Annotated in this window: 16 protein-coding genes; 7 read left to right on the top strand and 9 right to left on the bottom strand. The window is 57.0% G+C overall.

Annotation, left to right across the window (positions count from 1 at the left end; all coding sequences use genetic code 11):
- Positions 1-5 precede the first annotated feature (5 nt).
- The 4 genes from glgC to F3I44_RS09860 all read left to right on the top strand — a co-directional run bounded on the left by glgC (position 6) and on the right by F3I44_RS09860 (position 6,412).
- Positions 6-1,298 (top strand): glucose-1-phosphate adenylyltransferase, encoded by a 1,293-nt coding sequence (gene glgC / locus F3I44_RS09875; RefSeq protein WP_009087751.1) that lies wholly within the window; start codon positions 6-8, stop codon positions 1,296-1,298.
- A gap of 63 nt (positions 1,299-1,361) precedes the next feature.
- On the top strand, positions 1,362-2,795 hold the full coding sequence (gene glgA, locus F3I44_RS09870) for a glycogen synthase GlgA (RefSeq protein WP_150011142.1): 1,434 nt from the start codon (positions 1,362-1,364) through the stop codon (positions 2,793-2,795).
- 19 nt (positions 2,796-2,814) lie between these two features.
- Positions 2,815-5,262 (top strand): glycogen phosphorylase, encoded by a 2,448-nt coding sequence (gene glgP / locus F3I44_RS09865; RefSeq protein ID WP_150011140.1) that lies wholly within the window; start codon positions 2,815-2,817, stop codon positions 5,260-5,262.
- A 223-nt stretch (positions 5,263-5,485) separates the two neighbouring features.
- On the top strand, positions 5,486-6,412 hold the full coding sequence (locus F3I44_RS09860) for a LysR family transcriptional regulator (RefSeq protein WP_150011138.1): 927 nt from the start codon (positions 5,486-5,488) through the stop codon (positions 6,410-6,412).
- On the opposite strand, the gene mdcH is transcribed toward F3I44_RS09860, so the two are convergent.
- The 9 genes from mdcH to glpD form a co-directional block, all read right to left on the bottom strand.
- Complete coding sequence (gene mdcH / locus F3I44_RS09855) at positions 6,402-7,304, bottom strand: malonate decarboxylase subunit epsilon (RefSeq protein ID WP_150011136.1); 903 nt, start codon at positions 7,302-7,304, stop codon at positions 6,402-6,404. The two genes, F3I44_RS09860 and mdcH, sit on opposite strands and share 11 nt — an antisense overlap.
- Positions 7,304-7,918, bottom strand: a complete 615-nt coding sequence (locus F3I44_RS09850) for a malonate decarboxylase holo-ACP synthase (protein ID WP_150011134.1) — start codon at positions 7,916-7,918, stop codon at positions 7,304-7,306. Before F3I44_RS09850 ends, mdcH begins: the two co-directional genes overlap by 1 nt.
- Before the next feature lies 1 nt (position 7,919).
- Positions 7,920-8,879, bottom strand: a complete 960-nt coding sequence (locus tag F3I44_RS09845; RefSeq protein WP_150011132.1) for an AEC family transporter — start codon at positions 8,877-8,879, stop codon at positions 7,920-7,922.
- A gap of 132 nt (positions 8,880-9,011) precedes the next feature.
- Complete coding sequence (gene mdcE, locus F3I44_RS09840; RefSeq protein ID WP_150011130.1) at positions 9,012-9,812, bottom strand: biotin-independent malonate decarboxylase subunit gamma; 801 nt, start codon at positions 9,810-9,812, stop codon at positions 9,012-9,014.
- Positions 9,812-10,645, bottom strand: a complete 834-nt coding sequence (locus F3I44_RS09835) for a biotin-independent malonate decarboxylase subunit beta (protein ID WP_150011128.1) — start codon at positions 10,643-10,645, stop codon at positions 9,812-9,814. The genes mdcE and F3I44_RS09835 overlap by 1 nt, the downstream gene beginning before the upstream one ends.
- A complete protein-coding gene (gene mdcC / locus F3I44_RS09830; protein ID WP_033784182.1) occupies positions 10,638-10,937 on the bottom strand; it encodes a malonate decarboxylase acyl carrier protein in 300 nt (99 codons plus the stop codon). Before mdcC ends, F3I44_RS09835 begins: the two co-directional genes overlap by 8 nt.
- An 8-nt stretch (positions 10,938-10,945) precedes the next feature.
- Entirely contained in the window at positions 10,946-11,806 is an 861-nt protein-coding gene (locus tag F3I44_RS09825; RefSeq protein WP_150011126.1) for a triphosphoribosyl-dephospho-CoA synthase, read from the bottom strand.
- Complete coding sequence (gene mdcA, locus F3I44_RS09820; RefSeq protein ID WP_150011124.1) at positions 11,807-13,462, bottom strand: malonate decarboxylase subunit alpha; 1,656 nt, start codon at positions 13,460-13,462, stop codon at positions 11,807-11,809.
- Between the two features lie 348 nt (positions 13,463-13,810).
- Positions 13,811-15,316 (bottom strand): glycerol-3-phosphate dehydrogenase, encoded by a 1,506-nt coding sequence (glpD, locus tag F3I44_RS09815; RefSeq protein ID WP_150019386.1) that lies wholly within the window; start codon positions 15,314-15,316, stop codon positions 13,811-13,813.
- Positions 15,317-15,543: 227 nt separating this feature from the next.
- Between glpD and glpE the strand changes: the two genes are divergently transcribed.
- The 3 genes from glpE to F3I44_RS09795 are packed head-to-tail and all read left to right on the top strand — an operon-like array spanning position 15,544 to position 17,512.
- Positions 15,544-15,870, top strand: coding sequence for a thiosulfate sulfurtransferase GlpE (gene glpE / locus F3I44_RS09805; RefSeq protein ID WP_150011120.1), 327 nt, complete (start codon positions 15,544-15,546; stop codon positions 15,868-15,870).
- A 29-nt stretch (positions 15,871-15,899) separates the two neighbouring features.
- A complete protein-coding gene (gene glpG, locus F3I44_RS09800) occupies positions 15,900-16,721 on the top strand; it encodes a rhomboid family intramembrane serine protease GlpG (protein WP_150011118.1) in 822 nt (273 codons plus the stop codon).
- A 32-nt stretch (positions 16,722-16,753) separates the two neighbouring features.
- Positions 16,754-17,512, top strand: coding sequence for a DeoR/GlpR family transcriptional regulator (locus tag F3I44_RS09795; protein WP_013359303.1), 759 nt, complete (start codon positions 16,754-16,756; stop codon positions 17,510-17,512).
- Positions 17,513-17,654 lie beyond the last annotated feature (142 nt).

Below are 17,654 nucleotides of genomic sequence, written 5' to 3'. Positions count from 1 at the left end.
CAGACATGGTTAAGTTAGATAGAACAGAACACCTGATGCTGGCCCGCCAGCTCCCTACACAGACGGTTGCTCTGATCCTTGCCGGCGGACGCGGCACGCGGCTGGTCGATTTAACGGCCAAACGTGCCAAACCGGCGGTGCATTTCGGCGGCAAGTTCCGCATTATCGACTTTGCCCTCTCCAACTGCGTCAACTCCGGTATCCGGCGGATTGGCGTCATTACCCAGTATCAGTCCCATACCCTGACTCAGCATATCCAGCGTGGCTGGTCGATCTTCAATGAAGAGATGAATGAGTTTGTCGATTTGCTGCCAGCGCAGCAGCGCTTTTCGACCGAACAGTGGTATCGCGGAACGGCCGATGCCGTGACGCAAAACCTTGATGTGATTCGCCGCTATCAGGCGCAGTACATCGTGATCCTTGCCGGGGACCACATTTATAAGATGGATTATTCACGCATGCTGCTGGATCACGTGGTAAACGAGGCGAAATGTACCATCGCCTGTTTACCGGTACCGGTGCATGAAGCCACGGCGTTTGGCGTGATGGCGGTGAATGAGGAGAACATGGTGATCGACTTCGTGGAGAAACCCGCGAAACCGCCCACCATGCCAGGTGATGACACGCAGTCGCTCGCCAGCATGGGGATCTACGTCTTCAACGCGGATTATCTCTATGAACTGCTGGAAGCGGATCTGCAGACGCCAGGCTCTAACCACGATTTCGGCAAAGATATCCTGCCGAAAGTGGTGGCAAGCGGCGAAGGCTATGCGCACTCCTTTGCGCTCTCCTGCGTCCAGAATGATGACAACGCGCCGCCTTACTGGCGCGACGTCGGAACGCTGGAGGCCTACTGGCGCGCCAATCTCGATCTGGCCTCGGTGATGCCTGAGCTGGATATGTATGACGTCACCTGGCCTATCCGTACTCACATGGAGCCGCTGCCGCCGGCGAAATTTGTTCAGGATCGTTCCGGCAGTCACGGGATGACCATGAACTCGCTGGTCTCGGGCGGCTGCATTATCTCCGGTTCGGTGGTGGTCAATTCAGTGCTGTTCCCCCGGGTTCGCGTTAACTCGTTTTGCAATATTGATTCAACTGTACTGCTGCCCGATGTGGTAGTGGGCCGATCGTGTCGCCTGCGTCGCTGCGTGATCGATCGCGCCTGCGAACTGCCGGAAGGCATGGTTATTGGCGAAAACCCCGATGAAGACAGTCGTCGTTTTCACCGTTCGGATGAAGGGATCGTACTGGTCACCCGCGCCATGCTGGCCAGACTGGCCAAAGCGGGGCTGTAAGCGATAAGCGGAACTTACGCAATCGGCACGCGGAGCGTGCCGGATAACTTAATGAGGTCGAGGATGCAGGTTTTACATGTCTGTTCAGAACTTTTCCCGCTGCTGAAAACGGGCGGACTGGCTGATGTAGTCGGGGCATTACCTCAGGCGCAGATTGCGGGCGGCACGGATACACGGGTACTGTTGCCCGCTTTTCCCGCACTGCGCAAAGGCATACCTGATCTCCAGGTAGTGACGGAGCGAGAGACATTTGCCGGTCATATACGTCTGCTATTTGGTGAATTCAATGGTGTGGGCATCTACTTAATTGATGCGCCTGGCCTCTACGATCGCCCCGGCAGTCCTTACCATGACGAGTCGCAGTTTGCGTATGTCGACAACTATCTGCGTTTTGCGCTGCTGGGCTGGGTCGGCTGTGAACTGGCGTGCGGCATGGATTCTATGTGGCGTCCCGGGATCGTGCATGCGCATGACTGGCATGCTGGCCTGACCTGCGCCTATCTGGAAGCGCGTGGACGTCCGGCTAAATCCGTCTTTACCGTGCACAACCTGGCATACCAGGGGTTGTTCATGGCCCATCACATGGATGAGATTGGCCTGCCGTGGTCGTTCTTTAACATGCATGGGCTGGAGTTCTTCGGACAGATCTCCTTCCTGAAAGCGGGACTCTTTTACGCTGACCACATCACGGCGGTGAGTCCGACTTACGCGCATGAAATTACCTCTGCCGAATATGCTTATGGCATGGAAAGCCTGCTGGCGCAGCGGATGCTGGAAGGCCGGCTTAGCGGGATCCTTAATGGCGTCGATCCCTCTATCTGGGACCCGGCGCACGATCTGCTGCTAAGCGCGCGCTATAACCGCGACACGCTGGAGGCGAAAGCGGAAAACAAACGGCAGCTGCAGGTGGCGATGGGGCTGAAGGTGGATGATAAAGCACCAGTATTCTGCGTGATCAGCCGTCTGACCAAACAGAAGGGCCTGGACCTGGTACTGGAAGCGCTGCCTGGTCTGCTGGCGCAGGGCGGACAGCTGGTGCTGCTGGGACAGGGTGATGCCGAACTGCAACAGGGATTCCTGGCGGCGGCGGCGGAGCATCCGGGCAGTGTCGGCGTGCAGATTGGCTATCACGAAGCGTTCTCTCACCGTATTGTCGGTGGCGCGGATGTGATCGTGGTGCCGAGTCGCTTTGAGCCCTGTGGCCTGACACAACTTTATGGTCTGAAGTATGGTACGTTGCCGTTAGTACGCCGCACTGGCGGGCTGGCCGATACCGTTAATGACAGTTCTCTGGAGAACCTGGCCGACGGTATTGCCAGCGGCTTCAGCTTTGAAGATGCCAATGCCTGGTCGCTGTTGCGGGCCATCCGGCGCGCATTTGTGTTGTGGTCCCGTCCTTCACTGTGGCGTTACGTTCAGCGCCAGGCGATGGCGATGGACTTTAGCTGGCAGGTGGCCGCACAGGCCTACCGTGATCTCTACCAACGTTTGATGTAACGGATTGGGAAAACTGGATATGAATGCACCTTTCACTTACGCCTCACCAACGTTGACGGTTGATGCCTTAAAGCATTCGATTGCCTACAAACTGATGTTTACTATCGGCAAAGATCCCTCGATCGCCAACAAGCACGAGTGGCTCAATGCCTCGCTGCTGGCGGTGCGCGACCGGATGGTGGAGCGCTGGCTGCGTTCCAGCCGTGCCCAACTCTCACAGGATGTCCGCCAGGTCTATTACCTGTCGATGGAGTTCCTGATGGGGCGCACATTAGGGAATGCGCTGCTGGCGATGGGGATCTATGACGATCTCAACCAGGCGCTGGATGAGATGGGTCTGGATCTGGCCGAGCTGATGGAAGAGGAGAACGATCCGGGGCTGGGCAACGGTGGTCTGGGTCGCCTGGCGGCCTGTTTCCTCGATTCACTGGCGACGCTGGGCATGCCGGGCCGTGGCTATGGCATCCGCTATGATTACGGCATGTTCAAACAGAACATTGTGGAAGGTGAGCAGAAAGAGTCGCCGGATTACTGGCTCGAATATGGTAATCCGTGGGAATTCCAGCGTTTCAATACCCGTTACAAAGTGCGCTTTGGCGGTCGCGTTCAGCACGAAGGCAGCAAAGTGCGCTGGCTGGAGACCGAAGAGATCCTGGCGATGGCCTATGACCAGATCATTCCGGGCTTTGACACCGACGCGACCAATACCCTGCGGCTGTGGGGTGCCCAGGCCAGCAACGAAATCAACCTCGGCAAGTTCAACCAGGGCGACTACTTCGCGGCGGTGGAAGATAAAAACCACTCTGAAAACGTGTCGCGCGTCCTCTACCCGGATGACTCAACCTATTCGGGCCGTGAACTACGTCTGCGTCAGGAATATTTCCTGGTCTCCGCGACCGTGCAGGACATCCTGAATCGTCACTGGCGGATGCACCAGACCTGGGACAACCTGGCAGACAAAATCGCCATTCACCTGAATGATACCCATCCGGTGCTGGCGATCCCCGAACTGATGCGCCTGCTGATCGACGAACATAAATTCAGCTGGGACAGCGCCTTCGACGTCTGCTGTCAGGTCTTCTCTTATACCAACCATACGCTGATGACTGAAGCGCTTGAGACCTGGCCGGTCGATATGATCGGTAAGATCCTGCCGCGCCACCTCAGCATCATTTTCGAAATTAACGACTTCTTCCTCAAGACGATTCAGGATCACTATCCTGATGACCTGGATCTGCTGTCGCGCATTTCAATCATCGACGAGAACGATGGACGCCGGGTACGCATGGGCTGGCTGGCCGTCGTCGTCAGTCATAAAGTGAATGGCGTGTCAGAGCTGCACTCTAACCTGATGGTCCAGTCGCTGTTTGCCGACTTCTCCCGTCTGTTCCCGGGCCGCTTCTGCAACAAAACCAACGGCGTCACCCCACGTCGCTGGCTGGCGCTGGCAAACCCGGCGCTGTCAGAGGTGCTGGATGAGGAAATTGGCCGCAACTGGCGTACCGATCTCAGCCAGCTGGATGAGCTGAAAGCACAGATCGACTATCCGGCGTTTATTGAAAAAGTCGCGGTTGCCAAGCACCAGAACAAGCGTCGGCTGGCCGACTGGGTAGCGAAAAATCTGGATGTGGTGCTCGACCCGAATGCGCTGTTTGATGTCCAGATCAAGCGTATTCACGAGTACAAACGTCAGTTGCTCAACGTGCTGCATGTGATCACCCGTTACAACCGTATCAAGGCCGATCCGCAGGCGGATTGGGTACCGCGCGTGAATATCTTCGCCGGTAAAGCCGCATCGGCCTACTACGTTGCCAAACATATTATTCATCTGATCAACGATGTCGCGAATGTGATCAACAACGATCCCCAGGTGAAGAACAAACTGAAGGTGGTCTTCATCCCGAACTACAGCGTGAGTCTGGCGCAGATCATTATCCCGGCGGCCGATCTCTCTGAGCAGATCTCGACCGCAGGGACGGAAGCGTCCGGCACCAGTAACATGAAGTTTGCGCTGAACGGCGCGTTGACGATCGGTACGCTGGATGGCGCTAACGTTGAGATGCTGGATCACGTCGGGGAAGAAAATATCTTTATCTTTGGTAATACCACGCCGCAGGTCGAAGCGCTGCGTCAGGGCGGCTACAACCCGCGTGACTATTACGAAGGGGATGAAGAGCTGCATCAGGTGCTGACTCAGATTGCCTCTGGCGTATTCAGTCCGCAGGATCCGGGTCGCTACCGCAATCTGTTCGACTCTCTGGTTAACTTCGGCGATCACTACCAGTTACTGGCGGATTATCGCAGCTATGTGGATACCCAGGATAAAGTGGATGCGCTCTACCGTAAACCGGATGAGTGGCAGCGCCGTGCGGCGAAAAATATCGCGGGCATGGGCTACTTCTCGTCGGACCGTACCATCCAGGAGTACGCCGATGAGATCTGGAACATTACACCCATAAGGCTGTAGTGCCGGACAGTATGCCTTTCTGACGTTCTTTGCGGCCGGGTAACCGGCCGCCTTCTCATCTTTTCGCCTGACACTCCCGCCATCCCGTTGCTTTTTCAGAAGGTTCAGCCTCTTATGACCTCTGTGCCTGTATCTGCCCATAGAGCGAACCAGATCATTACACTTTGGCTGAGAATCGCTACTATGCGGAAAAGCAAAACGACCCGACAGGCAACCGCAGCCCATGAGTGACAACATCAATCAGGAAATTACCTTCCGCAAGCTCAGCGTCTTTATGATGTTTATGAGCAAAGGAAATATCGCCCGTACGGCGGAAGCGCTGGCGCTGAGCAGTGTCAGTGTGCATCGTGCGCTGCACACGCTGGAAGAGGGTATTGACTGCCCGCTGTTTATTCACAAAGGCCGTAATCTGGTGCCGTTGCCTGCCGCCTGGACACTGCTGGACTATTGTCGCGACGTGACCACCCTGATGGGGAAAGGTATTGAAGAGGCACGCAAGGTGGCGGGCATCGGTGTAGGTCGTCTGCGGCTCGGCACGCTCTACTCGCTGACGCTTGAAACCATTCCCCGACTGATCATGGGCATGAAACTGCGTCGGCCCACGCTGGAGCTTGATCTGACCATGGGATCCAATCAGATGCTGCTGAACATGCTGGAAGATGACGCGCTGGATGCGATTCTGATCGCCACCGATGAGGGCGAACTCAGCGATGCGCATTTTGATGTGATTCCGCTGTTTGAAGACACTATCTTTCTGGCTGCGCCAGCCGGGGAGATGCGGGAGGAAATCGGCCCGGTGGATCTGCGTGATTTTGCCGACCGCGATTTTGTTTCACTGGCTGAGGGATTTGCCACCTATACCGGTTCGCAGGAGGCGTTTCAGATAGCCGGATTTGAACCGCGCATGGTCACTCAGGTGAATGACATCTTCTCAATGATAAGCCTGGTGCAGGCGGGCATTGGCCTGGCGCTGATTCCGGGACGAATGAAGAAGGTGTATGAAAACAACATTCAGTTGCTGCCGCTCGCTGATCCTTATCAGATGCGTCAGCAGATCTCGATTGTCTACTCACATCGTCGCGAACGCGATAATGACCTGCTGGCCCTGGCGGCAGAAGGGCGGATGTATGCCCGCAGCCTTACTGACTGAGCCGTTTAGCCAGATGCAGCGCCACCTCGACGCTGTTGCGCTCCATGCAGATCGCTTCTCCCTGCCAGCCCGCCTGCAATGTCAGGCCGGTCAGCACATTGCCCGGCGGCATCTCGATCGCCAGTCGGGCATCGCGCTGATTAGCGGAAACCATCGCATCACTCCACTGCACCGTGCGCGCCATATTAAAGGCGAGATCGTCAGCAATCTTCTCCGGTTCCCAAATCACCCGGCCAGTTGAGCCACTGAGATAAGCGCAATCGGGCCGCGAAAGGCTGACTGACTCAAACGCGTGCGCCAGTTCGGCGGCGGGCTTGTCCAGCAGCGCGCAGTGCGATGGCACGCTCACCGCGAGTTTGATCGCTTTGCTGGCACCGGCATCCAGCGCTTTCTGCGCCACGACAGCCATATCCTCGTCACGACCGGCGATCACAATCTGCGTTTCCGTATTCAGGTTGGCGATGTAGGTATTGCTGCCAGCCAGCAGCTTTTCCAGACGATTCAGCGTTAAGCCGGTGATGGCGGTCAGGCCATATCCGTGCGGATAAGCCTGCTCCATCAGATCGCCGCGCAACGCAACCAGCCGCAGGGCATCGCTGAAATCGAGCGCACCGGCGATCACCGCAGCGGGAAACGCACCAATTGACAGACCACTGACGATGTCCGGTTTCACCCCACGGCGGATCAGCTCGCGCGCCCAGGCGACGCCGGCAATCAGCAAACAGAGCTGCACGGCGCGGGTGTGGCGCAGCGCATCAGTGCTGTCGAGCCGGTCTGTCTCGTCGCCCAGTACCGCTCGCACGCTGTTTAACACCGCGTCGCCGTCGGGCAGATGCTGCAGCATCCCGGCACGCTGGGTGCCCTGGCCGGGAAAGGTAAAGAGTATTTTCATTAATTTTCCCTGCTCCAGGGTGAAGCGGTCAGTATCGGTCCGGTATCGGTTTTTAACAGCACGCGACCCTCACGCAGCCACTCGTTCAGCGCAAATGCGCCAGACGGCGTTTCCACCTGGGTATCTACCCGGCAGTCCAGCGAGTCGGTCTGCGTCTGCCACTGTTGCAGCACATCGCGCGGCAGCGGCTGCGGGGCGCGGATCACCAAATCAAGATCGCTGGCAGCGTGCAGCATGGGCCGTTGCGTCGCCAGCGCATAACCGGTGCTGCCGGTAATGCCCCAATGCCAGGGCCAGAGAGACTCGCTGAGCGCAATCGCCGCGCGAACCGGCGCATAAGCGGTAAAGGGTGAATCCAGCAGCCATGGCCGTTCTGTCAGACTCTCTGGCGTCACCATCCGGACAATATCGGCTGGATTAATCCAGCCGGCGGCGCGCTGCTCACGTCGTTCACCGCGCACACCCACCGGAATCAGACCAGATTCACGGTGGTCGCGCCGTACCACCACCGGCAGATCGGGGTGCCAGTACTGACTGACCCAGTTCTCTTTAATCGCGGCTAACGCGTCGCTGTGACGCAGCCAGAGCAGATCGTGGGGGCGCGGCGCACTCATATTACATTCCTGATGTCAGCGTGATGAACAGCGGTAACGATAAAATACACAGAATTGAGCTTAACAGCAGCACGGCTTCAGCATCGGGCGACTGCACGCCAAAGCGGTTGCCGAACACCACGCCGAAGAAACCGGCCGACAGCGCAATCATCAGGATAGCGGTGATGGCCACTGAACCGTTAAGCCCCAGCGCCAGTACCAGACCCCAGGCGATAAAAGGCTGAATCAGCAGCTTAGCCACAGTACCGACGCCGACGACGGCGTTGAGTTTCAGCTGACGTGCAGAAAGAATGACACCCGTCAGGAACAGCGCAGCGGCGGTAGCCGCCAGGCCCAGCGGTTTAATCGCGGCCAGCACCAGCTCCGGCATTTTAACGCCCAGTGCTGACAGCACCACACCCAGTAGCGGACCCCAGACGATCGGTTTTTTAACGGAGCGCCACATGAGAACCGGCAGCATGGTCAGCGTCGAGCCTACATTTTCACCCGCACTGCGCGCTTTTTCCCGTTCCAGAATCAGCAGGCAGAAGGGCGTCATCAGCACTGAGCCGCAGGCGATAGAGACGGCCACTGAGAGCGAGGTGGTTGACCCTTCGCCCAGTACGCTGCCCAGAATCGGCAGACCCAGCGCCGCGTAATTGGGTAAGGCGACGGTCAGCGTTAGTACCGCTGCATCCTGTGGCGTCTTTTTAAATACACCGGTGGCCAGGAAATAGATCGCCGCATAGGTGATCCACATCGCCCCGGTCAGGACCACAATCAGGGGCGACTGCGCCACAATCCCGGCCCACGGTGTCTGAACCGTCGCGCTGAACAGCGCGGCGGGCAGTGCAAAATCCATCACGAAGATATTGAGCAGAGAGACATCTTTGTTGTTGACCATTCCGGCCTTACCGGCCCAGAAACCCAGCAGCATAATGACAAAGATCGGAGCAAGGGCATGAACAATTATATAAATCATAAATCACCTGTATTTAAGAAAAATTCTTTAAAAAACAGCGATGTTTATAATTCTGAACACGGCCACTGCTCCGGGGCGCAATGAACGATGCGCCCCGTCAGACCGGTTTCGGCAGGTTTATTTTTTATTTAATTACCAGGTCGCGCGCATACGTTCGCGAACCAGGGAGGAGCTATGACGATTGGATGCACCCAGGCGGCTTTTCAGGCTCGGATCCTGGCGTGCGTCGCTGATCGCCTTGTGCAGCGCAATCTCGACCATCGCCACATCGGCGTCAGACGGCGCATCAGGATTGCCCACGTTCAGCAGATCGGAGAGCAGGCCCAGCGTGGCGAAGTTATTCACGTCGTAAGCCATCGGTGGAATGGTCGCAGCCAGTTTTTCCAGCGCTTCCACGGAACGCAGCGTAATACGCGCCGCCGATGCTTTGCCCATGGCATGCACCAGTACACCCTGATCGTTAAGCGCAATCAGTCGGTTAGCCTGATAGCCGTGGGCCAGGAACGCACCGGACATCGCTTTACCGACAATCAGGCCAATCACCGGATGACCATCAAGACGTGCATTCGCATAGGCACCCGCCGCACCCGCCAGCGCCTGATGAATACCGAATGCCTCTTCGCGGCGGCCATAGGCCTGGCTTGGCACATCGATCACCGCCACAATCGGGCGTTTCACAGCACTGTTTTTGTCTGCTTCCCGCGTTTCATTCACCACTTTCGCCAGCGTCCAGCCTTCCAGCAGACCGACTTCACCCTGCGCGGCGCGCGGATAGTGGTTTTGTGGATCGGGCACGACGGCAATAAAGCGGACGTTTTCGCCATTGAGCTGGCCGTCAGCCACCTGAACAGAGGCACACAGGCCGCTAAGACGCTGTGCATTGGGTGCGAGTTTTTCCAGCCAGGTTGCACCGCGGCTGCTTGTCTGAGTCATTATTTCTCCTCCCGGGCGAAAAGCTGTTTAATCTGCGCGGTATCCGCCTGCTGGCGGGTATCGAACTGCGACAGACGTGACAGGAAATCGGCATAGTTATCGCTGCGGTTCTGAGCCGGAACGCCTCTGGCAATGAACTCATTCATGGCGGTTTTTACCGCGTTGATGCCGTCATTCACCAGCGCATCAACCAGGCCACTGGCGTAGCGGATTTCGCCGCCGGTCATGCTCCAGATAAACGGGCGATCGCGTGAGTCATACTCTTCAATGCCTGCTTCCTGCTCGATCACCTGCGGACCGTTCAGCCCCAGACGGGCTTCGCGCGTGACAATCAGGTAGCTGCACAGCGCGGCAGCGATAGACATCCCGCCGAAGCAGCCAACGGTGCCGCTGACGATGCCGATAACCGGGGTGTAGCGACGCAGATCGACAATCGCTGCGTGAATATCCGCAATCGCCGCCAGGCCAAGATTTGCTTCCTGTAAGCGCACGCCACCGGTTTCCAGGCAGAGCACCGCCTGAGTCGGAATGCCGTTGCGGTTGTCTTCCGCCGCCAGCTCCAGCGCTGCCGCCATTTTCGCCCCGGAGACTTCGCCCATGCTGCCGCCCTGGAAGGTGCCTTCGATGGCGACCACCACGGCAGGCTGACCATTCAGCGTGCCGCGTGCCACGACCATGCCATCATCGGACTGAGGCACCACGCCCTGCGGGGCCAGCCATGGCGACATAATGCCTTCAAAGGGGTCAAGCAGTTCGCGGTAGCTGCCTGCATCCAGCAGCGCATGGGCGCGTTCACGGGCCCGTAATTCAATAAAACTGGCATCGTTACGCATGGCTCACCTCTTCAAAAACCTGTTCAATACGGATACGCGCTACGCCGGGTGTTGCGCCGAAATCGTGAATAATCAGCTTTCCTGCGGGCAGGCCGTTTATTAAGTTCAGGCGGTCAAACAGCGCCTTCCAGCGAGCGTCGCTGTTATCCAGTGAGGTAGTGATGTCGATGTTCAGTGTCTGGCCTTCGGTTGCGGTGTACAGCACTTCCATATCACCGGAACCAACGACCCCGGCCAGCGCTCTGCCATTGAGCAGGCGGTTAGCAGGTAAAGATAATGTGATGTGTTCCATAATGGCCTCTAAAAATAAGAATGTTCAGGCAAGCAGACCCGATCAATGAACAGCGTCGCGGCCAGCAAATCGGCGGCCCCGCCAGGTGACGCATTGAGCGCCAGCATGCGCCGGTCGAGCTGCGACAGCGCCAACTGACCTGCGGCTGTGCGGCAGCCACCCGCCAGCAGCACGGCGCGTGCGCCCTGCTGCATGGCGTCCAGCCCGGTCATACCCGCACGTGACAGCACACAGGTATCGCTCAGCGAGGTCATGATCGCCATCAGCGCATCCAGGCGGGCTTCGTTCTCACTGGCACCCACCGCCCGGCTGGCCAGCAGCTGCGGTAGCGCCAGCTTCATTACGTGAGGAAACGCCTGTTGTGCCTCTTCGCGTGCGCCGGGTACCTGATAGCGGTGCGTCGCTTTTAACCCTTTGCTGAACAGCTTTGGCGCTGCCCGGTCGGGCAGGCTGGCCAGTGCGGCGGCGGTGCGGGTCAGCTGGTCGGCACTGGCAGTGCCGCCGTGCATAGCCGCGGCACTCACCAGCAATCCCAGCGCCCAGATCGCGCCACGATGGGTGTTAACGCCGCCGGTTGCCGCCATCATCTGCTGCTCACCGTCGCGGCCCAGGCGGCCTACCGTTTCGCGCAGGGCGATATCAGCGGGACGCAGCCAGCTGTGACGGGCCAGCGCCAGAAAGGCGGGCATCAGGCTATGAGCGGAACGCTCCATCAGCGCCAGCGTCAGATCCTGATGCGCGCCGTTTCCCCGACTGTCGACCAGACCCGGCTTAGGGCTCAGGCGTGCTTCATCGATCAGACAATCGCGCGCCATTGTCGCCAGCTGGCTGGACTGCGCCTCGGCTTGAGTCTGTGACAGGAGTTTCATTTACCAGCTCCGGAATTTAGCAGGTGGGTTGTACAGGCCATCTGACCATTCAACCAGGTCAGCGACGCTGCCCGCTGCCAGCAGTGAACGGGTGGCGTCAGAGCGGCGGATACCCATATCTTCCGGGTAGACCACTTTGCCGCTTTTACGCAGGGCTGCGACGCGTGCCGCATCCACACCCAGACCGATGTCGGTAATGCCCGCAACAGCCGCAACCATAGCGCGACGCTCTTCAAGACTTTCTGCGCGATAGAGATAGGCGATGCCTTCCTCGGTCAGCACATGGGTCACGTCATCGCCGTAAATCATGACCGGTGCCAGCGGCATACCGGAGGTTTTGGCGACCTCAACCGCATCAAGGGTTTCAACGAAGGTCGGTTTCGCGCCTGCCTGGAAGGTCTCGACCATCTGCACCACCAGTTTTTTACCGCGCTGCATCGGGTCTGGCTCGGTGATCATGTTCAGCCAGGCGGGCGTTGCGTGACGACGGCCATGGGGATCGTGGCCCATGTTAGGTGCGCCGCCGAAACCGGAAAGACGACCACGCGTCACGGTAGAGGAGTTAGCCAGCCCATCAACCTGCAGGGTGGCACCGATAAACATATCGACCGCGTACTGGCCGGCCAGCTGACAGAAGGCGCGGTTTGAGCGCATTGAGCCGTCGCTGCCGGTAAAGAAGATGTCGGGACGGGCGCGGATATATTCTTCCATTCCCAGCTCACCGCCGAAGCAGTGCACACTCTCGACCCAGCCGCTCTCAATCGCCGGGATCAGCGTCGGATGCGGGTTCAGCGTCCAGTGTTTACAGATTTTGCCTTTCAGACCGAGCTGCTCGCCATAGGTTGGCAGCAGCAATTCAATTGCGGCGGTGTTGAATCCGATCCCGTGGTTCAGCGACTGCACCTGGTGTTCGGCGTAGATGCCTTTAATCGCCATCATCGCCATCAGGATATGTTCCTGTTTAATCAGGCGAGGATCGCGGGTAAACAGCGGTTCGATAAAGAACGGTTTGTCAGCAACGACAATGTAGTCGATCCATGAGCCAGGAATATCGACGCGCGGCAGGTCGGTTTCGTCATCGACCAGTTCATTGACCTGGGCTATCACGATACCGTCACGAAACGCGGCGGCTTCCACCAGTGCCGGGGTATCTTCGGTACTCGGGCCGGTATAGAGATTGCCTTTGCGGTCGGCTTTGTATCCGGCAATCAGCGCCACATTCGGGCTGAGGTCAACATAGAGACGGGAATAGAGTTCGATATAGGTGTGGATAGCACCGATTTCCAGCTGACCATCCTGTAACAGCTGAGACATGCGCAGACTTTGCGGACCGGAAAAAGAGAAGTCGAGTTTGCGGGCTATGCCTTTTTCAAAAATATCGAGATGCTCACTGCGGCCGACGCTTGGCATAATCATATGCAGGTCGTGGATCTTCGCCGGGTTCACCGCTGCCAGGGTGCGGGACAGGAAGTCAGCCTGTTTCTGGTTGTTCCCTTCAAGTACCACGCGGTCGCCTGGTGCAATAAGTGTTTCCAGGGCTTCGGTTGCTCTTTCTGAAGGAATGACTTTGCCATCAAGGGGAAAGGAAGCTATACGACGCGCTTTTTCACTGCGGCGTGTGTTCCACTCCCGGGCAGGCGTTTGGCCTGTGTTCATTTCAACCTCCTGATTAGAATCGCTGTTGCTTCGTTTATGCTGAGAGAAGTCTGAGCTTTCTTAATGCATCGTTCAATTAAGCAAAAAAGCTGAACGTTAGATTTAAGGTAACGATAGAGAAGGAGAGATAAGCGAAGCGTTAATTTTAGACGGTGATGAATGAAGTAAAAGTTACAAGGGTGAATATTGCTGGTCGTGACTGATTATCAAAAAAAAGTGTGATCAATGTTCAATTTTAATCTAGCATTTACCCTGGCTGTAAGCATTGAATTGAGCCCAACTATCTATCTGGCAAACCGCCAAAAAAAAAGCAGGCCGAAGCCTGCTTTTTGCGGTTTAACTGTTCTCTCAGGAGGCCAGCGACAGGACCGGTTTCGCTTTCGCTGCCAGCCACTCTACAACGCGAGCCTGCTGCTCTTTGGTCAGCCACATACCCTGTTTGGTACGACGCCAGATAGCATCATCCAGTTCACGCACCCACTCATGCTGTACCAGGTAACGCAGTTCCGCTTCGTAGAACTCGTGTCCGAAGTTCTCACCCAGGTCATCCAGACTTTTCGCGCCAGCCAGCAGAGTTTCCGTGCTGCTGCCGTAGGTGCGCGAGAAGTGGCGCGCCATATTTTCGCTGATGAATGGATAACGACGACGCAGACTGGCTGCATAATCCTCACGGGTGCCGGAGATATTGCCGCCCGGTAACACGCAGTTTTTGGTCCAGGCCGGACCCGCGTTCGGGTAGTACTTCACCAGTTTTTCCAGCGCATGTTCAGCCAGCTTACGATAGGTGGTCAGCTTACCGCCAAAAACGGAAAGCAGCGGTGCCTGACCATTATCGTCGCGCACGTCCAGCGTATAATCACGGGTGATCGCCTGCGGTGAATCGGATTCATCATCACACAGCGGACGGACACCGGAATAAGACCAGACGATATCGTCAGCGGTCAGCTGCTTTTTAAAGTGTCCGTTGAACACTTTCAGCAGATATTCGGTCTCGTTATCGTCGATATTGACGTTTTTCGGATCGCCTTTGTACTCCACATCGGTGGTGCCGATGATAGAGAACTCATCCATCCATGGGATAACAAACACGATACGGTTATCTTCGTTCTGCAGAATATAAGCCTGCTTCTCGGTATGAACGCGCGGCACCACAATGTGGCTGCCTTTAATCAGGCGGATACCGTAAGGCGATTTCAGCTTCAGGCTGTCATCAAACAGCTGCTTAACCCATGGGCCTGCGGCATTGACCAGGCCTTTCGCCTGCCAGGTAAAGGTTTTTCCGGTATCGACATCTTCCGCTTCAACCTTCCACAAGCCACCTTCACGCCAGGCACGGGTTACGCGGGTGCGGGTACGGACTTCACCGCCACGCTTCACCACTTCCTGCGCGTTCAGTACTACCATACGGGCATCATCAACCCAGCAGTCAGAATATTCGAATCCGCGCGTAATCTCCGGCTTCAGGGCCGAATCCGCGCCAAACCGCAGACTTTTACTGCCTGGCAGGCTGGTACGCTTACCGAGATGGTCATACATAAACAGGCCGGTGCGGATCATCCACGCCGGACGCAGGTGCGGCCGGTGCGGCAGACGGAAGCGCATCGGGAATGCCAGATGGGGAGCCATTTTCAGCAGAACTTCGCGCTCAGCCAGTGCTTCACTGACCAGACGGAATTCGTAATGTTCAAGGTAGCGCAGGCCGCCGTGAATGAGTTTTGAACTGGCAGAGGAGGTCGCGCAAGCCAGATCCCGCGCCTCCAGCATTAACACCGACAGTCCGCGTCCTGCAGCGTCTGCTGCAATGCCGGCACCGTTGATGCCGCCGCCGATCACGATCAGGTCTTTGGTTTCCACGTCATCTCCTCCGATGTTCGGAATAGTTCTCTAATGTTCGTTTTCGAGCATAATCATAATCGCAAACCAACATTTACGCCAGTCTTTAACCGGGTAAAAACATTTTTGCGTGATATAGCTAACATTCTGCCCACCAAAAAAACAGATAGCCGTAACGATTGTCAGGTTATCGGCGTGGATTCTCGGGTTACACTACGCACCATTACGACGCTGTTATGAGAGATTTTATGGAAATGTTCGAATGTATTGACGTGAAGCAGGCGCAGGCGCATCTGGCTGAGGGTGCATTGCTGGTGGATATCCGCGACCCGCAAAGTTATGCCCTGGGTCATGCGGCAGGCGCGCTGCATCTGACCAACACCAACCTCAGCGACTTTGTCAGTGGCGCAGACCACAGCCTGCCGGTGCTGGTGATGTGCTATCACGGCAACAGCAGCAAAAGCGCGGCGCAATATCTGCTGGGACAGGGTTTCAGCGCGGCCTACAGCATTGATGGCGGCTTTGATGCCTGGCGTGCTGCCTTTCCTCAGCAGGTTGCCCTCGGCAGTGAATAGATTGCCGCCCGTCACATGGAGAGTTACTGATGCGCATTACCCAGTTTAATCAGCCGCGCATGGCGCAGGCGTTTGTGGACTACATGGCGACGCAGGGCATCACGCTGCGCATTGAGCATGAAAATCACTACGTCGTCATGCTGGATGATGAAAGTAAGATTTCAGTGGTCGAAAACGAACTTCAGCAGTTTTTGCACGACCCTAACCATCCGCGCTATCAGGCCGCCAGCTGGCATAGCGGCAAGACCGACAGCGGCCTGCGCTATGAGCGCAGCAATATCTGGGCGAACATCCGTGAGCGTGCCGGTCCGCTGACCCTGTCCCTGATGGTGCTCTGTATCGCCGTATTTATTCTGATGCAGGTGATGGGTGATCAGACCGTGATGGCCTGGCTCTCCTGGCCGGATGCCGACCAGCATTTGCAGGTCTGGCGCTGGTTCAGCCATGCGCTGCTGCACTTTTCACTGCTGCACATCCTGTTTAATCTGATGTGGTGGTGGTATCTCGGCGGCGCGGTCGAAAAGCGCCTTGGCAGTGGCAAACTGTTCGTGATTATGCTGATTTCAGCGCTGCTCAGCGGCTGGCTGCAGGCGAAGTTCAGCGGTATCTGGTTTGGCGGTCTGTCGGGCGTGGTTTATGCGCTGATGGGTTACTGCTGGCTGCGCGGCGAGCGCGATCCTGACAGCGGCGTCTATCTTGAAAGGGGGTTGATCGGTTTTGCGCTGGTCTGGCTGGTGATTGGCTGGTTCGGCGTCTTTGGTCTGGCGATTGCTAACGCGGCGCACGTCGCCGGTCTGGTCGTCGGGCTGGCAATGGCGCTGGTGGATACGCGTAACGTCACGCGTCGTTAGACAGGATATAAGCGGGTTAACAGGAGAGGAACGTGAAGCAGACGCAACGTCATGATGCGATTATCGATTTAGTCCGTCGTCAGGGATATGTCAGTACTGAGGAGCTGGTGGATCACTTTGAGGTCAGCCCGCAAACCATTCGTCGCGATCTCAACGATCTGGCCGATCAGAATAAAATTCAGCGTCACCACGGCGGCGCGGCGCTTCCTTCCAGCTCAGAGAATACCGCCTGGCACGATCGTAAAATGATGTGGTCAGCGGAAAAAGCGCGGATTGCTCAGCGTGTTGCCAGCCAGATCCCGGATGGGGCTACGCTGTTTATCGACATCGGCACCACGCCGGAAGCGGTGGCGCACGCGCTGCTCAACCACAGCGATTTACGTGTGGTGACCAACAATCTCAACGTGGCGATGCTGTTGATGGGCAAACCCGATTTCCGGGTGATTATTGCAGGCGGTGAAGTACGGACCCGCGATGGCGCGGTGATGGGTGAAGCGACGCTCGACTTCATTTCCCAGTTCCGGCTTGATTACGGCATCCTGGGGATCAGCGGCATCGATATGGATGGATCGCTGCTGGAGTTCGACTATCACGAAGTCCGCACCAAACGCGCCATCATTGAAAATTCACGCTGCGTGATGCTGGTGGTGGATCACTCAAAGTTTGGTCGGAACGCCATGGTTAACCTTGGCAACATGAGTCTGCTGGACTATCTCTACACCGACAAAATGCCGCCCGCCAGCGTCATGAAAGTGATTGAGCAGCATGAGGTTCACCTCGAACTCTGCTGATTCCTGCCACGTCAGCCGCCCGGCTGGCGTTTTTCTTTGATTGCTGTCGCTTTTTTCCTCACTCCCGTCTTTACTTAACGGTTGCTGGTACCCGGTTACCAGCCCGTGCGCTTTCTATTTTTGCTTCACCTCATTGCGTAAC

Source organism: Pantoea sp. F_5 (assembly GCF_008631595.1).
Lineage (GTDB): Bacteria > Pseudomonadota > Gammaproteobacteria > Enterobacterales > Enterobacteriaceae > Pantoea > Pantoea gossypiicola.
The sequence above is the reverse complement of the archived record's forward strand: the minus strand, read 5'-3'. Positions and strand labels throughout refer to the sequence as shown.

Excerpts from the sequence above, each read along its gene's own strand:
- F3I44_RS09850 (WP_150011134.1), bottom strand. The coding sequence starts at position 7,918 with ATGAGTGCGCCGCGCCCCCACGATCTGCTCTGGCTGCGTCACAGCGAC.
- glgA (WP_150011142.1), top strand. The coding sequence starts at position 1,362 with ATGCAGGTTTTACATGTCTGTTCAGAACTTTTCCCGCTGCTGAAAACG.
- F3I44_RS09845 (WP_150011132.1), bottom strand. The coding sequence starts at position 8,879 with ATGATTTATATAATTGTTCATGCCCTTGCTCCGATCTTTGTCATTATG.
- F3I44_RS09860 (WP_150011138.1), top strand. The coding sequence starts at position 5,486 with ATGAGTGACAACATCAATCAGGAAATTACCTTCCGCAAGCTCAGCGTC.
- mdcA (WP_150011124.1), bottom strand. The coding sequence starts at position 13,462 with ATGAACACAGGCCAAACGCCTGCCCGGGAGTGGAACACACGCCGCAGT.
- glgP (WP_150011140.1), top strand. The coding sequence starts at position 2,815 with ATGAATGCACCTTTCACTTACGCCTCACCAACGTTGACGGTTGATGCC.
- mdcC (WP_033784182.1), bottom strand. The coding sequence starts at position 10,937 with ATGGAACACATCACATTATCTTTACCTGCTAACCGCCTGCTCAATGGC.
- F3I44_RS09825 (WP_150011126.1), bottom strand. The coding sequence starts at position 11,806 with ATGAAACTCCTGTCACAGACTCAAGCCGAGGCGCAGTCCAGCCAGCTG.
- mdcE (WP_150011130.1), bottom strand. The coding sequence starts at position 9,812 with ATGACTCAGACAAGCAGCCGCGGTGCAACCTGGCTGGAAAAACTCGCA.
- glpE (WP_150011120.1), top strand. The coding sequence starts at position 15,544 with ATGGAAATGTTCGAATGTATTGACGTGAAGCAGGCGCAGGCGCATCTG.
- F3I44_RS09835 (WP_150011128.1), bottom strand. The coding sequence starts at position 10,645 with ATGCGTAACGATGCCAGTTTTATTGAATTACGGGCCCGTGAACGCGCC.
- glgC (WP_009087751.1), top strand. The coding sequence starts at position 6 with ATGGTTAAGTTAGATAGAACAGAACACCTGATGCTGGCCCGCCAGCTC.
- glpG (WP_150011118.1), top strand. The coding sequence starts at position 15,900 with ATGCGCATTACCCAGTTTAATCAGCCGCGCATGGCGCAGGCGTTTGTG.
- mdcH (WP_150011136.1), bottom strand. The coding sequence starts at position 7,304 with ATGAAAATACTCTTTACCTTTCCCGGCCAGGGCACCCAGCGTGCCGGG.